5 protein-coding genes are annotated in these 16700 nt (G+C 69.7%); all 5 read right to left on the bottom strand.

Annotated features, from left to right (window positions below; genetic code table 11):
* Window positions 1–263: 263 nt before the first annotated feature.
* Entirely contained in the window at window positions 264–938 is a 675-nt protein-coding gene (locus VNG13_06265; GenBank protein HVA60125.1) for a hypothetical protein, read from the bottom strand.
* A gap of 370 nt (window positions 939–1308) precedes the next feature.
* Window positions 1309–5409: a DNA methyltransferase gene (locus VNG13_06260; protein ID HVA60124.1), complete on the bottom strand. Its 4101-nt coding sequence runs from the start codon at window positions 5407–5409 to the stop codon at window positions 1309–1311.
* The gene (locus tag VNG13_06255; GenBank protein HVA60123.1) at window positions 5409–8342 is read right to left on the bottom strand and encodes a helicase-related protein; all 2934 of its coding nucleotides are present in this window, start codon (window positions 8340–8342) and stop codon (window positions 5409–5411) included. The genes VNG13_06260 and VNG13_06255 overlap by 1 nt, the downstream gene beginning before the upstream one ends.
* Before the next feature lie 86 nt (window positions 8343–8428).
* Window positions 8429–14722 (bottom strand): protein kinase, encoded by a 6294-nt coding sequence (locus tag VNG13_06250; GenBank protein ID HVA60122.1) that lies wholly within the window; start codon window positions 14720–14722, stop codon window positions 8429–8431.
* Window positions 14723–14795: 73 nt separating this feature from the next.
* On the bottom strand, window positions 14796–16700 hold a 1905-nt coding region (locus tag VNG13_06245; protein HVA60121.1), incomplete at its 5' end, for an N-6 DNA methylase.

Here is a 16700-nt window from a genome sequence, read left to right as displayed (position 1 = left end):
ATGTCGGACTCTGCATGCGGTGCCGTACGCTCCTTGCTCACTTGCTGATGGACGGCTCGGCCGGCTCCGCCCCTCGGACCCGCTCACGCCGACGCGCGCCACCCGGAAATTCTGACCGAAAGTTGGGGTGGACCAACAGTCCCCTCGCCCTGGCGATCTCAATCGCGTCGGCCAGGTGCGCCTGCCGGGCGAGGCCCACCGATGCCGCGGCCTCCGCGCGGTGAGCGGCAACCTCCCGCCGGTTAATCTGCTCCATCGCCGGCTCATCGCTGGCGCGTGAGCGCATCATGCCCGCTACCTGGCTCGCCAGGAAGCCCGCCCTGAACGTGGTGAACGCCGTCTCCAGCAGCAGGTCGACAGCGACAGGGTCGGGAATGCTCGCCGGGGGCTGACGCCGGGCACGGGGCGGCTAGGGCCGCGATCATAGGCAGGACTACGCCTGGGAGGGCCGCGCCGCCGGAAGAAATCGCATTCTCTGCCCTGCTGTGAAGTTCCGACCGGACATCCGCGAGAAGGCCCCAGAGCCCGACGCCGCGCGCGAGGTCCCAGGCCCGGACAAGGAACGCGGCAACGTCGAGGTCCGCACGCGACCGTGACCGCGCCGCCGCCAGGTACGCCTGCACCGCAGCCGCGGCGCGCTCGTCCCGACGGCCATCGCGCCGCTCGAACAGCAGGTCGTGGAAGCGCGCGATCGCCGCCGCGTGCTCCACGAGCCCGGCTACGTCCCGCCACAACGCTACGACGTCAGGCTCCACCTCGCCGATCCGCGGCGGCCATGCGTAATGCTCAGTATCGGGGCTCGATCGCAGGGCGCAGCCGGCCTTGCCCCCGTGGTCAAGCCGGAGCCGGTACGACGCTGCCTGGAACAGCTCACGGCCGAGTGGCCGGTCGGGGTCCAGGCCCTCTTGCGCAGCCAGGGCACGCATGTACTCGCTCACATCCCATGACCGCGCCGCCGCCTCAAAGGCGGAGTCTGCAAGGCGTGCCGCCATCACCGCGACGGCTGGGTCATGCCGGTACGCCTCATCAGGGTCGCGTCCTTCGGCTGGCGTTTGGTCGTCCAGTGACTCGTCGCCCTCAGGCTCGGTCAAGTGCTCGTCCCCCTTACTCGCAATGCGGATGCCCTCTCTGCCATGCTTTGCCCGCGAAGGCTATACATGGCGCTCCGGCTTTCAAGGGCTACCACATCAGCCCCGGCTTCTTCACGCGGTTATCTTGGCCACTAACGGGACGGGCCAGTCCCTTCAGCCCGGCGGACGCAAAGGTGGGCCGCCCGCTTGGAGCGGGACAGCCCGCCTTGGTTCCGGATCAGCCGTTCCCGCCGACAGCGTCAAGACCAGCAGGCCGGCGGCTCGCCGGGTGGCGCGGCCCCTGGCCCGGCGGCAGTTCGAGCGGAGACTCATACGAGACGCCTGCGGCATCAGCGGCGGCCATGCGGTCGTATTCGGCTACGACCAAGCGCTTGGTGCGGTACTCGCCGTGGTCTCTGATCTCATTGTGCTTCAGGCCGCCGGTCTCGGACTGGAACGTCTCCAGGATGTAGTCCACATCGTCCCGGTCGTCGATGCCGTACACGCGGAAGAAGAACGCATCGAGCTCGGCGCGGAGCTGGGCACGGCGGTCCTCGTCCCAGCGGAACGGCTCGCCCTCGTCGCCCAGGTCGCGGGCGAGGGGGGTCATGTCGTAGGCGGTGTAGACGAGCTCGATGACCCGCGGGCCGATCAACGAGAGGTGCGGTTCGAGCATGCTGGGCGGGGGGACGGGGAGCTGCTTCCACATGAACAGGGCCATGCTGATGCCTCCGATCTTCTGTCTCGCGACGAAGTCGAAGACCAGCGACGACTGCGCGGCGATCAGCGCAGCGGTAAGGAGAGGCGAGACCTGCGGGAACATCAGCGGGAACTTATGCCCCACGGCGGCTCGGGGAATGAGGGCCGGGATCGCGGTGCGCTCGTCCGTCGCTCGGCAGACGTCGCGCCAGCCACACAGCCAACCCCGGTCCCACTTCAGCTCACCAAGGCGCTCTGATACGCCTGGAACCTTGACGTCCTTTCCGTTCCTGCGGGTCTGGATCAACCCGTCCTCGGCAATCCAGTACCTGGGTAGAGCCTCCGTCGTTGGATCCTGTTTCTCGGAGAGGGAGAGGCGGTTGCGGTCATCATTGCCTGTGCCGTAGAAGGAGTTCCATCGGTGATCGAAGTGGTGTGCCATCTTCGACTCATACAGCGGGAGAATGTGCTTGCCGTCGCGGGTGAATACATTGCCGTAAAGTCGCCAGCCCTCACGCTCCAACTGCTCACGGGTGCGGAACAGGTCGGAGTCGTCGGTCATATTGAAAAGGTTCTTGAACCGGATGCCCCACCTATTGCCGTCCGTCTTCGCCTCGTCCCATAGAACTGGGACGTGCCCGTAGACCTTGGCGGTGAGAGCGGCATCCCGGCCAGAGCGGAAGATCGGCAGTGTCCCCGTGTTCGGGTTGATGAGCGCGAGTTCCTCGGGGCTGAGCGCGAACACCCGGCCAGGGTCGTCAAGGTCGGTTACCTCGTTAAGGAAGAACGCGTACCGGGCGGCGGGCTCGCGCACTGCCTTCCCGGTCAGGGAAAGCAGGCAGAACTTATAGCGAGAATCTACTGCAGGGAAGAGCGGCTTGCGGTTGTCGAAGTCATACAGTGACGCGACGCCGCCCCGACGGGTGAATGAACGGAAAAGGTGCTGGCCGCCAGCACCTGTGGCGATCGCGGTCGGAACGATGCAGCCGACACGGCCGACCGGCGCGGCTAGCGTGCTGAACAACTCAGCGAACAGCATGTCTGTCTGGATCGAGTTCACGCCCGGTTCCTTCAGACCCAACGCACAGTTCGGGTACGAGTCCGATGAGCTTGCGAACAAGAACGTCGATTTCACCTTGTGCCGCGCGGTGCGATACCGCCAGCCCTCCTCCGGGTGCTCGCGTTCCCACTCCTTGATACGGTCACGTCGCTTCTGCCCGGCAAGTTCGGCGATCGTCTGGTCTACAGCGCTGAAGTACTTCTTATCCTCAAAATCGAGCTTGTCCCACGGCGGGTTACCGAGGAGCACCGCGAACCCGCCGACCCAGCCTGTGTCCGGGTCGATCCCCGCTTCCCCGTCGTCCGGCACGCGGAAGATGTCGGGGAATTCCAGCTGCCAGTGGAAGAAGTCGTATTCGTCGCGGAGGCGGTCGACCTCGGTGCTGACCGCGGCAGCGAGCAGGGTGGGCTCGTCCCGCTTCAGCGCCTGGAAGACGTCGTAGGTGATGGCTGGGGGCGCGTCCTTGGTCTTGTGCCACATGAACGTGGCGCACCAGGCGTTGGCGATCTCCAACTGGCGTTGCCGCTGCACCGATTCAGCCCACTCCTGGTACTCGGCGGCCTGACGATGAACGTCGCGCAGCGCGCCGACCGGGCGAGCGGTGATCCGGCGGAGTTCGGCGGCGAGCCCGGTGTTGGCGTACCCGGCGATGTCCTCGACCTCGAACAGGGAGCCCTGGCCGGTGCGCTGCTTCTCGTTGGTCTTGGCGAGGAACCGCGCCCACTTCTCGTCGTCGCCCTCGACCGGCTTGAAGGCGGCATCAGGGATACCGTCGTCGATCAGCTTCGGGGTCGCGCCGATGAGGGCGTTGCCTTGCTTGACGTGGGCGTCGAGGAAGGAGAGCGGCTTGCCGGGGTCCAGGGCCTCTAGCCAGAGGGAGACCTTCGCGAGTTCGACGGCCATCGGGTTGAGGTCGACGCCGTAGATGCAGCGGGTGATGACGTCGCGGAGTGCGGTACGGAGCGATTCCAGGGTTGGTTCCGGGTTGTGCTCGCGGACGGCGGCGACGCGCTTGGCGATGCGTCTGGCGGCTGCGACGAGGAAGTGGCCGGAGCCGCAGGCCGGGTCGCAGACCGTCACGGATAGCAGGGCCTCGGCGATCGCCGCCGAAACGTCGGTGCCCGCAGCGGTAGCGGCAATGTCGGCCTGCTTGGTGGCGTCGTCGAGGACTGGGTCCAGGGTTGAATCCAGGAGGCAGTCGATGAGAGACGTAGGGGTGTAGTAGGAGCCTGTCGACTTGCGGTCGTTGCCCGCCGCGTCGCGAAGCACGAACGTGTACTGGCCGTCGCGGTCGGGGACGAGTTCCAGGAGGGACTCGTAGATCGCGCCGAGTTCTTCGGCACCGAGGTTGCGGTAGTCGATGCGCCGCCAGCGGTTGGCCGACTTGTCGCGGACCCGGGACAGCGACTTGACCGCGGCGAGCAGCTGCTCGTTGGACAGCTCAAGGCCGGCGAGTACTTCGTCGGTGGGGGTGTCGTCGTAGATGCCGCCGAGCCCTGGCAGGCCGAGGTGCGGCAGGCCGCCTTCCGCGCCAAGGCCGCTGAGGACCAGGCGGACTGCCTGCCACAGGTCGCCGTGGGCGGTGCCGACCCCGCGCATGGAGGTGTCGCGGAGGCGGCGGGCCGAGAAGTACGCCATGTACCGGCGCCTGGTCTTCTCGTCGGTGCGCGGGGCGTGCAGGGCGTCGCGGTCTTCGGCGACGAACCAGAAGAGCAGGCGGTAGACCTGGCGGAGCAGGGCGCGCTTGGCCTGGTCTTTGTCGAAGTCCTCGCGGAAGGCGGCGTTGGCCGGATGCTTGAGGAAGCCGGTGCCAAGCGCGATGATCGCGTCTTTGACGCCGTCGCGGAGCTGGTCGAGGGCGCGGGTGCCGGCCTCGATGGCCTCGGTGCGCCAGCGTTCCATGCGGCAGGAGGAGACGGGCGCGCCGTCGGCGACCTCGAAGCGGGAGACGTGCAGGAGGCGGTAGAGCAGGACGAAGTCCTCGAACAGCTCCCCGTCGAACATGGCCGCGAGGTCGACTTCCAGGTACGCCGCACCGGTGAGCGAGGTGGTGTCGCGGAGCAGGCGGAGCACGGAACCGTTCGAGACGATCCCCCACAGGTGGCCGGCGGTCCGGTTCAGGCAGTCCTGCACCATCGACTGCGGGGGCAGTTCCCCGCCGGCGGGGCGCTTGTCGAGGTCCTGGCCCCAGGGGGCGAGGTGGACGGGCATGTGCTGCCAGGCGTGACTGACCGGGAAGACCCGGTTGGCGTCGTCGGCGGTGATGCCGTCGTGGAGGCGGGTGAGGCGGCCGTAGCCGTGCTCGTCGAAAAGCGGGAGCAGCCAGTTCTCGGTGGCGAGGCCGCGCGAGTCGCTGCCGTGTCCAATCGCGTCGCGCAGCACCCGCCAGGCGCCCTTGAGATAGTCCCAGTGCCGTTCGGCGGCGTCCTTGACGGAGCGGACGCCGACGACGTGGTAGTCGGCGGGCGTGGAGCCGGAGACGTCCTTGCCGGTCATGATGCGGTTGATCATGTCGGCGGGGAGCAGGCCGCCGACGACGCGGATCGACGCGGTGATCTGGGTTGTGGTGGCGGCGGACATTACTGGCCGGCTCCCTGGGTCTGGGCGGGCAGGTAGACGTAGACGCCGAGGATGTCGGCGTCGCCGGCCGGGGTCACGGTCAGGCCGCGGACCGCCTGGTCGACGGTGCGGCGGACGCGGCGGTGGGCGTCGCGGAGCTCGGCGGCGAACTCTCCGGCGCGGCGGTTTGTCTCGGGCCGCACCTCGCCGAGGCCGCTGAGGATCGTGGTGATAGCGCTGCCGGTGAACTCGGGGAGCGTGTTCTGATCGGGCGTGGCGGTGAGCAGGGCGGTCGCCGCGTCGTCGGGGAGCCAGCGGGCTCTCGCCGGCGCGCCTTCGAAGCCGAGGACGCGGGCGTCCTCGGCGATGAGTGCCGCGTTGCCGTAGCGGCCGGGGAGGGTGAGCTGGTAGCGGTAGCGGACGAGTAGCAGGGTGGTCCTGGTCGTGACCGCGGTGGTGCGGATGACGCCGCAGCGGCGAGCGGGTTTGAGGCCGTCCGGCGCGTGCCGGTCGAGGGCGTTGGCCAGGACGTAGGCGGCGACCGCGCCAACCACCGGATCGGTGCGGGTGAGCGATGCCTCGCCGCGCGGCACGGCAGGGGTGACCGAGAAGGGGATGCGGCGGCGCTCGCCGATCAGCGCGCCGATCGCGTCCCGCAGTCCGGGCGGGAGGGTACTGGCGGTGACAGTGAACCCGTCGCAGTCTGGCCCGGTGACGATGTCGGCGTTCAGGGCTCTCAGCGCTGTTCTGGCGAAGGTGCGGACCTCGTCGTCGGGGCCGAGGGCGGAGCGGATCGCGGCGGTCTCGGCCGCGACCTCGTCGGGGTGGATGGAGCCCTGGGCGAACCGCGACCTGGACCGGTCCTCGCGGTCGGCCATCGAGCGCCACTGGACGTCGAGTTCCCCTCCTGTCTTGCCGATGACCTCGTCGAGCTCGAAGAGCGCCTGCTGGTCGGTGCTGGCCTGGCCGCGCAGGAGCAGCCATTCCATGATCGCGTCGGTGACCTGGCTGGAGGTCTCATCGGGGATGGGCACGGAGATGCCGGTGAGCTTGCGGATCTCGCGGTGCTTGCGGATGAGGACTTCCAGGACCTTGCCGTCGATACCGTTGTCGCCGCCGTAGATGGTGACGACGCGGACGTCGGCTGAGCGCTGGCCGAAGCGGTCGACGCGCCCTTCGCGCTGCTCGTGCCTGGTGGGGTTCCAGGCGAGGTCGTAGTGGATAACGGCGTTGAAGTGGTGCTGCAGGTTGACGCCCTCTGACAGGCAATCGGTGGCGACCAGGACGCGGCGGGTGCCGTCTTCCTGCCCGGCTGCCTCGGCGAGCCGCTCGATGCGGTCGAGCCGCTGGGCCGGGGAGAGCGTGCCGTTGACGCAGGCGACGACAGCCTTCCGGCCGAGCTTGCCGTCCAGTTGCCCGGCGAGGTACTCGCTGGTGGGGATATAGCGGCAGAAGACGATCGGGCGGTAGCCGTCGGCGAGCAGCTGCTTGACGGTCTTGACGAGCAGGGCGAGCTTGTTGTCCTGCTCGGGGCTCTCCAGGGTGGCGGCACGCTCGGCGAGCGCGGCCAGGCGCGCGTCGCGGGGCATGGCTGCGGGGGCGCTCGCGACCGATGCCGCGCCGCCATCGTCGGCGCCGGGTGAGGCGTCGATGCCGTCGAAGCTGTCATCGGCCATGTCGGCGGTGACCGGGCGGCCGAGGGCGTCCGCCTCGTCGGCCGTGGCAGCGGCCGCGGTCTGGGAGCGGGTGAGCAATGTCTGGGCGGCGGCTCGCGGGGAGGAGACCAGGGAGCGGAGCAGCGCGATCGCCGACCACCAGGCCACCCGCTGCTCACGGCGGCCGACCGTGCCCGCCACGGTGACCCGTTCGCTGGCGTAGGCGATCGCGTCGTCGAGGAGCGCGCGATATCCGGGCGAGAGCGTGTAGGGGATGTCGGCGAAGATCCGGTCGCCGGGGAACGCGCCTGCCTCGTCGGGATACTGGCGGCGGATGTCGAGGCGGCGACGTTGCACGTAGTAGCTGGCGAGCCGGGTACGGCCGGCGTCGGAGGTGAGGTCGGCGGCGGCAAGGGCCGGGTCAAGCAGTCCGATCAGGGAGCGGAACGACTCTTCCTTGCCCGAGTGCGGGGTAGCGGTGACAAGCAGCAAGTGCCTGCTGGTGTCCCTGGCAATGCGGATCAGCAGCTCGTAGCGGAGCTGCGCCGAGCGGGAGGAGGTGCCGGCCCCGTCGGCGGGCACGCAGGTGTGTGCCTCGTCGACGATGACCAGGTCCGGGCAGTGATCGACGAAGTCGTCACGGTGCCGGGGGGACTTGATGAAGTCCGTGGAGACCACCACGGTCTGGTGCGTGCTGAACAGTGACTCGCCGTAGGCGAGGGCACGCTCAAGGCGCGGGACGGTCGAGGCGAGGATGAGCTCGGCGTTGATGCCGAACTTGGTGCGCAGCTCGTCCTGCCACTGCTCGGCCAGGGCCGGCGGGCAGAGCACGGCGAGTCCCTTTGCCTCGCCCTGCGCGCGCAGTTCAGCGGCGATGAGCCCGGCCTCGACGGTCTTGCCGATGCCCACGTCGTCGCAGATCGCCAGCCGGACTGTTTCCTGGCGCATGGCCATCAGCAGTGGCACCAGCTGGTAGGGCCGGGGTTCCACGGCGATGGAGGCCAGGGACCGGAAAGGTCCCGCGCTGCTCCGGAACCCGATGCGCAATGCTGTCCGCAGCAGGCCGGCGGCCTGGGCGTCCCCAAGGTCGTCGGCGTCTGGCGGCGGGAACGAAGCCTGGGCGACCGATTCCAGGTCGGGGAAGACCGCGGCGATATCGCCGTCGGCACCGCCGAGCGGGCGGAGGACCAGCATGTCAGGCTCGCTGTCCGGCAGCACGACCCACTCCCGGCCGCGTGCGGTGACGAGTGACCCGGGCGCAAACCGTTGCGCCGCAACCGCGTGCGCGACTTCGGTCACGGGTGAAACCACCTTCCGTTCAGTCCTTCAGCTATGCCACCTGTCGGCGCGCGTGGCCGACGGCCTCGGCCCGCGCGTCCCCTTCGCTACCGGCTTTCGCCGAAGACCGATCGGTTCGCGGCGGCGGTCGACGGCCAGTCGTCGTCGTACCGGAACCTGATGACGTACCAGCCGAGGTCTTCAAGTCGTTCGGTCGCGCTGGCGTCGCGTTCACCGGCTGCCGGGCCATCGTGGACCGGGCCGTCGACGAAGACCGCCACCGGGCCGCCGGGAAGCCGGTAGGTGAAGTCCGGCCTGGCGTACGCCTCGGGAACGGTCACCTGCGCGGCGTCGGGAAGCCGGTGACCGTGGTTTTTGAGCCACTGCAGGAACTCCTCCTCAAGGGACGAGTCGGCCTGGCCGATCAGCCGGATTGTCTGCTCGGTGCGTGACTCGCCCCGGCCCGTGGTAAGTGTCATGCCGCCGGCGATGGCGAGCAGCAGGTCGCGGGCCCGGTGGCGGTCGAGCTGCTCGTGGTACGGCTGGTTGCCGTAGCTGAGCAGGCAGTTATAGCAGCCCTTGCCGCACGGCTGGGTGAGGAGGCCGTCGGCGTTGAGCACTCCGCCCAGATCGTCGCCGGTATCTGGGGTGAAGTGGGCGATGCGCAGGGCTTCCCTGGCCGCCTTCGCGAGCGCGCTGCGCTCGGCCTGCAGCCGGCGGAGCACGCCCGCGCCGCCCTCAGCGGACTCGGTGAACAGGATGCGGTCGCGCGGTCCCTCGTCCGGCGGCAGCAGCTCGCCGTCGAGCTCGGAGTCCTCCAGTTGGAAGGCCGCCTCGATGCCTCGCTCAAGCGCGTACATGACGGACAGCGCGGTGTCGACCAGGACGGGATCGGCGAGCTGGAAGACGAGGATGTTGCGGCGGTCCCGCACGTACGGGATGACTCGGGTGCGCTGCCGGGCCGGGGCATCGCCGTCGTCGCCGTCACCGCCCTGCTGGCCATCTTGCTGAGCGGCCTGCCGCGCGGTGAGCCAGGCGCCGGTGACCGGGTCCAGCCAGAAGCCGTCGGCCTCGCCGACGGGCCGGCGGATGGGGCCAAGGTTGATTCGGTGAATTTCCGCGGAGTCGCCGTAGGCCAGGCGTGCGACACGCGTTCCGCCCGTGTCGGAGACGATGGCGTCGATGCGGCCGGGCCGGTCGCCGTGGTCCTGGAAGCGGTAGGAGGTGACGATCCGGAAGCCGGCGCGGCGGCGTTCTTCTTCGTCGGAGGTGATCCGCTGCAGCGGTCGGGTGAAGACGGTGTGCAGGGGGAATAGGCCTGACATCGCCTCGGTGAGCGAGATGTTGCAGGGTTGGCAGCGGTCGTTGCCCGGCCCGACCTCGTAGTAGTAGCCGCAGCCGGGGCAGCGGTGCGCCTGGTGGGTGATGAGCTCGCCCGAGGCGTCCGGCGGGAGCTGGACGCGGTTGACCTCGTACCGGTTGCCCTCGTGGTAAATCAGCGCGCGCGGGCCGAACTCCCTGATCGCCAGGAACCGGGCCCGCTGCACGAAGTCGCCGTCGGCGCGCAGCCGCCGGTCGGGCGGGATGTAGGCGGCGATCGGCAGCCGGGGGAACGAGTAGCCAGGCAGGAACCCTTCGGAGGCGAGGTAGCGGTAGGGGTTGAAGTCGGCGGTGAGGTTGCGGTCGCCGCTGTCCTCGTTGCGCAGCAGGCGCAGCTGGGTCTCGGCCTCGTTGCGGCGGCGGCCGGCGATGTCGCGATCCCGCTGGGACAGCGAGTAGTCGAGGCGGCGGCGGTTCTGCTCCCACTGGTCGACCAGCGCGGCGCGGAACAGGGTGCGCCACCGGTCGAAGGCCAGGTCGAACGAGACGGGCGCGGCGCGGACCACGCGCTCGACCCAGTCCGGGTCCCACCACGAGGTCCGGGTCGCCAGGCCGTCGGTGAGCTCTTCGAGCACTGCCGTGGCGCGCGTGACGGCGTGGACGACGGCATTGGTGTCGTTGACCTGACTGGCTACTTCGGTGGTGAGCGCGAGGCGCGGGTCAGGCCGCCGCCTGCCTTCCGGCTCGGTGCCGTCCATGTCGACGGACCCGGGGATCGCCCGGCCCAGGCGGACGCCGACCTCGGCCAGCCAGATTGCGTGAATGTGGGAGCGGAGCAGGTCCTCGTTGAGCAGGTCGAGGCGCGGCGGGGTGACGACTCCCGAGACCATCTTGTCGGAGTTTCGGAAGTAGTACTGGTCATGGCTGTTGCCGGTGGCGCAGTACGTGGTGACCAGAGCAGGCTGGCCGGACCGTCCTGCTCGCCCCGAGCGCTGGGCGTAGTTCGCGGGTGTCGGCGGCACGTTGCGCATGGCAACAGCGTTGAGGCCGGCGATATCGACGCCAAGCTCCATCGTCGGCGAGCAGTACAGCAGCTTCAGCTCTCCGTCGCGGAACTCGTCCTCGCGCTTGCGGCGCATTTCGGGGTGGACCTGGGCGGTGTGCTCACGGGCCACCAGCCCGGACAGCGTCTGCGCGATCTCCCGGTACAGCCGAACGAAGTACGGGTTGGCCCGGGGAGCTGCGGCACCGCTGAACGTACGGGCAAGTGGGTCATCGCCGCCGCGCGCACCGTCGCCGGCGCGCCATACCAACGTGGCCGCGCGGACCCGGTAGCCACGGGCACCGCGCCGCCGAAGGTGCTGGGCCTCGGTGAGCAGGCTGGCCCCGTCGCCGGACAGCACTCTCAGCAGGTCACTGATGATCTGCTGGGCGTCATCGCCGCTGATCGCCCGCAGGTAGCCAGGGAAACGGCCGGCCCGCTTGAGGTAGCGGCCGAACTTGCCCCGCCCGGACATGAAGACCAGGTCCCGGGCGGTGCCGGGCCGCCCGGTGCCGGAGTAGACGATCGCCGCGTCTCGCTGGTCGCCGTCACCGACGGCCCACTCCGGGCGCAGCGCCTCCTGGCCGCGCCGCTTCATGCGGTCGAACTCGTCGGGCTCGAAGCATTCGGCATCGATCGCCAGGGACCTGCGCATCTCGTCGAGCAGCACCCGGCAGACCCGCTCCCGGACTTCCGGCGCGGCGTCCCGCAGGGCGGGGAAGCAGTCCCGCCATAGCTCGCCCCTGGCTGCCACGCCTTCCAGGCCCAGATAGCCGACCTGGATCAGTCCGACCTGCTCCAGGTTGGGCATGGTGACCCGCCAGCCGCGCTCCAGGTCGAGGAACACCCGCAGGTTCACCACGTCGCGCAGTGCGGCTTCCGTGCGCCTGCGCAGCACCGGGTCTTCCCCGGGGTGCGTGGCGTAGTCGTCCAGGGCGAGGCCGAGCGCGCGGGTGACCTTGGCCGGGATGTCGTCGTAGAACAGACCCTCCTCGCCGTCGGTCACCGCCTGGACCGCCGCGCGGTAGAGCGCGCCGCGGACCATCGTGACCTCGGTGAAGTCGTTGAAGTGCCCGGCCTGCAGCGCGGCGTCCTGCCGGTTGTCGACAAAGGTCAGGAGCTTGCGCGCGTTGGCGTCGAGTGCCCCCTCGGGAATGGCCCGCAGCGACCGGACGATCGACATGGAGATCAGTGTCGTGGCCGACGACCGGCCCTCCTGGTCGAGGGTGGCGAGCTTGGCGAAGTCGTTGCCGCGCTGCTGCTCGTAGGAGACGCCGCAGCGCAGGCAGAATCGGAACGCGCCCGGGATGAACGCCGCCTCGATGCCGCCCTCTCCTGATCCTTCCTGACCGTAGGCGTCCACGGTGACCGGGACCGGGAGGTACTGGCGGGCTGTCGGCCGGATCTGGTCGGCCTGCGTACGGTCGTTAACCTCAAGCCAGGACTCCGGAACGCGGCGGTCGGCGACCACCGTCTCGGTGTCGCGCGGCCACGGAAGGTCAGCCGACACGTACAGGTAGCCGTCGGAGTAGGCGGCGCGTCCCCCGCCGTCCTCTGCGGCGACGGTGGCGTCGCGCCGCGCCAAGTAGCTAACCATGCCGGAACGGTCCCGCCGCCAGGTAACCAGGTACTCCTGGCCGCACTCGCGACAGAACGCCAGCGGCAGCAGCACCTTGCCGCCCGAGCCAGGCTGCTCGACCTGGTAGTTCCGGGTGATGTGCCGCGTGTTCTCGCCTTCAAGCGTCACGTAGACGGTGTCACCCTTGGACAGGAACTGGTGCAGCCGGAACGCGAACAACGGCCTGCCGCTGCGCGGGTCCCTGGCCCGGGAACCGGCCTGCAGAGTGCGCTGGAGCGCCTTCTCGCACTCGTCTTCGTCCGCGCCTACCTGGGCTGCCAGGTCGCGGGCAGCCCGCTGGACGGTGGTCGGGACGCGGCGGCCGAGCTTGCCCTCGTCGTCTCGGTCGAGGCCGAACGCGGTCTCGACCCAGCTTGCCAGCGGGTCGCGGACCAGGTCGGCATAGTCGGCGGGCGCAGCAGGCGCGGCGATCCGCGCAGGCGTGACCGGGCCGACGTCCTCAGCGGTCGCGCGGATGATGGTCTCGCCGATGACGTTCTCCGCGGCGACAGGGGTGTCGAAGATCTGGAACGCGACATCGGCGACGGTCCTGCGCCGCTGCCGGCTCGTCCCCTCGCTCGCCATGGTGGCCGAGGTGCCGACGCACTGCACGTTCCCGGCCTCACAGGCGTCCTTGACTCTCCTAATGAGAAGCGCCACGTCCGCGCCCTGACGCCCCCGGTAGGTGTGCATCTCGTCGAAGACGAGGAACTCAAGGCCGCGGGCCATCCTTATCAGTGACCTGCGGTCGTCGGGACGGGTGAGCATCAGCTCGAGCATCACGTAGTTGGTAAGCAAGATGTCCGGCGGGTTGGCACGGATCCTGTCCCGGTCGTCCTGGGACTCCTGGCCGGTGTAGCGGGCGAAGGTGACCGGCTCGCGACCGGGACCGTACCCGTTGCGCAGGTACTTCTCCAGTTCCCAGAGCTGGCTGTTGGCTAGGGCGTTCATCGGGTAGACGATGATCGCCCGGACCCGAGCCTGCCGGTCGCCGACCTGGCGGGCGCGTAGTACCCGGTCCACGATCGGCACGATGTAGGACAGCGACTTGCCGGAGCCGGTGCCGGTGGTGAGCACGTAGCTGGCCTTGCGACTGGCAGCCTCGATCGCGTCCCGCTGGTGCCGGTAAAAGCGGATCGACTTCCCGTCGCATGTGGTCGCGGTGTCGCTCTTGCCGGTCTGGAAGATGCTGGCGCACTCGGGGAGCAGCAGTCCCTCGGTGACCAGGTCGGTGACCGAGCCTCCGTCGGCAAAGAACGGGTTGAGCGACAGCCACGGGTCCGGCCACTGGGACTTGGCGTCCAGGTCGGCGTCGAAGAACTTCGCGATCCGGTCATCGCGGATCACCGCGGCGCCCTTGTTGTAGTCGCGGTACTCGCCGATCAGCCGCTGATGGACGTCGAAGATGTCAAAGCCAGCCGCGGAGGCCGGCTGGGATTCCGGGCCGGGCCAGGGCAGTGCCTCGCCGATGCTCACGGTGTCCTGGTCGTAGCGCCGGCTGGCCGCTGCCTGCTGGCGGAGCGCGAGCACCGGGTTCCCAGGGGCGCCGATCACGCCGGGTTCCGCCGGCTGCGCGAACGGCAGCAGCAGCTCGGCCACCTCGGCGGCGGTGCCGGGACGGTTCGCGGGATCCTTCTCCAGCAGTCGCGCGACCACCGCCTCCAGGCCGGCGGGTACCTCGCCGCGCAGCATGCTAACCGGGGTCGGCTGCTGCCGGATGTGCTTGTTCAGGATCTCGTACGGCAGCTCGCCGTCGAACGGCGGCGCGCCGACGAGCATCTCGAACAGCACGCACCCCAGGGCGTACAGGTCGACGGCGGCGGTGATATTACGCTGCGTCGCCTGCTCGGGGGCCATGTACCTGGCCGTGCCGACCGTCTCGTTCGAGTTCGTCAGCGGTCCGCCGTCGACGTCGTCGAGGATGAGTCCCACGCCGAAGTCGAGTACCTTCACCAGCCCGCTCCTGGCGAGCATAAGGTTGGACGGCTTAAGGTCCCGGTGAACTACGCCGGCCCGGTGCGCCGCGTCGAGCCCGGTGGCGATCTGGGCGGCGATCGCCGCAGCCCAGGCCACTGGGAACCGGCCAGCGTCGGCCTCGGCGAGCAGCGACGACAGCGGAACCCCGTCGATGTATTCCATCGCCAGGTAGGGCTGGTCCCCGTCGAGGCCGCCGGTGACCGTCTGCGGCAGGTTGGGGCTCGACAGCCGCGCCATAATGCGGACCTCGCGCATGAACCGCGCGGCGTTGGCGTCTGCCTCCGTCAGCGACACCGGCGTGCCGTCCCGCCGGCGCAGGAGCCTCTTGACGGCCACGGTGTCGCCGGTCTCCAGGTCCCGCGCCCTGCGAACCTCGCCCATGGCGCCGCGCCCGAGCACCCCGAGAAGCTCGAACCGGCCCGCGATCACTTCCGAGCTGTCCATTGCCCGCTCATCTCGCTTCCTGGCGCCGCTAGCTCAGCGTAGTCTAATGAATACATTGAGAATCAATGGACTGTTAGTGCCGCTTAGGTGGCATTAGCGCACCGTCCGCCAGGCTCGCGTGGAGCAGTTCCGCGAGTTCCCCGCCTAGGTCAGCGAGATCGCGAAGTGCCGCGCGGAAGCCGCTGACGTCCCTGAACGCCTCGCCGTATAGGCGCTGCTCCTCCAGCGGCAGGTGCGGGACCGCCAAGCGGCGGGCGTCGATCCTGATGCTGGCCGTCCCGTAGCTGGCCTGCCGCGCATTCGGCCTGGCAGAAAGCACTCCGCCAAGGAACCACGGATCCATGCGAGCCAGGTCAGGGCGGATCAGGTGGAGCCCTTCGCCCAGGACCGCCCCGTCGTGCTCTCCCGTGGCGACCAGCGCCTGGGTCAACTGGTCCAGGCCTGCAGGGATGATGACATCTCCCGCGGAGACCGTGACCCAGGCATCCTGCAGTGCCTCCGCGGCAACGACTCCCGAGGGCGCCCTTCCGGCCCTGACGTCGGCGCTCGTGAGCACCGCGAGCGCGCCCGCCGGCCCCTGTTCTCCGCTTGCCGGCCCGGGTCCCTGAGCCCGGTGGAGCGCGACCAGTCCGCTGCGCGCCAGTTCAGCCACGGTCAGAGTTCTCCAGCGCTCCCCCTGGCCGCGAGTCCGCCAGCCGCTGCCAGGTTCGAGCTTTTCGAGGGCGGCTGCCGCCTCGTGCAGCCGGACGCGCAGGTGGCTGAGCGTTGCGGAGGTCTGCGACGGCGTCTTCCCCGGCCCTGCCGCGCCGACGTGCCGGGCGGGAGTCAGGTCGACAGCCTCGTCGAGCAGGTCAATGGCCCGCATGACCCGCCACGTGCCAGACCGGTCACCGCCAGCCCCGCCGCTGCGCGGCTCTGCCGTTCCGCCGCTGAAAGCGCGCCAGGCTCCGAGCAGGGTGTCCTGGACCTGCTGCCAATCGGCTTTCGTCCCGGCCACTGCCGCGCCTGGCGCTTCCGCGAGATCGGCAAGCAGGACAAGCGGGTCCGACGGCCCCGGCCCCTGCGGTCGTTCCAGGATCCACAGCTGAAGCGGGATGTGGCTCGGCCTAGCCACGCCGGGCGGCAGGGACACCACGGCGCGGAGCGCGCCGCGGCGCAGGAACTCCGTCCTGATCCGCCGGCCGGACGGCCTGGATGCCACGGCTGGCGGCATCAGCATGACGGCCCGGCCGCCGGGCCGCAGGTGAGCGAGCGCGTGCTGAACCCAGGCCAGTTCCGACTCAGCCTTCGGCGGGATGCCGTACTCCCAGCGCGCGTCACCGGCCAGCGCCTCCTGGGGCCAGTCACGGCCGGCGAACGGTGGGTGGCAGACCACCGCGTCGGCTTGCAGCCCGCCGTAGGCGTCCTCGGTCAGCGAGTCTCCCCCGCACACGGCCACTTCGGCCTGCCAACGCCTAGAACGGAGGCGGAACTCGGCTAGGGCGGCCATCGCGTCGTCGAGTTCCTGGCCGCAGGCCGTGGCCGTTCCGCGTTCGAGGACTGCGGCCAGGGTCTCGCCGGTGCCGCAGGCTGGGTCCAGCACAACCCCCTTGCCGGGGTCGGCGAGATTCGCCATCAGTGCGGCAAGCGGCGCCGGCGTCGCTATCACGCCCATCGCCTCGGCGTACTTCCCAGTCAGCGACTCGATGGCCCGCTCCGGGCCGATCTCGGTGATCGCCGCAGCAGCTGCCGCGACAACGCGCGCGTGCAGTCCGGTGTCACCCGCCGACTGCGGGTGCGGGGTACTGCCGGACAGGGCGATAGCCATCCCGGCAGCCGCGCTGCCCAGGTCCGTCTCGGTTGCCGCTTCGAGGACCGCGTGCCACAGGCGCTCCTCCGGCGGAAGCTCGGGCAGCGCTCCCCTGCTGGCCAGCCACGTTTCCACCTCGGCCCTGTCGTAGGCGGGGCTGGCATCCGTCCCGCCGGATGGCGCAGGGAA

Source organism: Mycobacteriales bacterium, from assembly GCA_035533475.1.
Taxonomy (GTDB): Bacteria; Actinomycetota; Actinomycetes; order DATLTS01; family DATLTS01; genus DATLTS01.
The sequence above is the reverse complement of the archived record's forward strand: the minus strand, read 5'-3'. Positions and strand labels throughout refer to the sequence as shown.

What these genes read in the sequence shown, in the direction of transcription:
- VNG13_06260 (HVA60124.1), bottom strand. Translation starts at nt 5,409, where the DNA reads ATGTCCGCCGCCACCACAACCCAGATCACCGCGTCGATCCGCGTCGTC.
- VNG13_06250 (HVA60122.1), bottom strand. Translation starts at nt 14,722, where the DNA reads ATGGACAGCTCGGAAGTGATCGCGGGCCGGTTCGAGCTTCTCGGGGTG.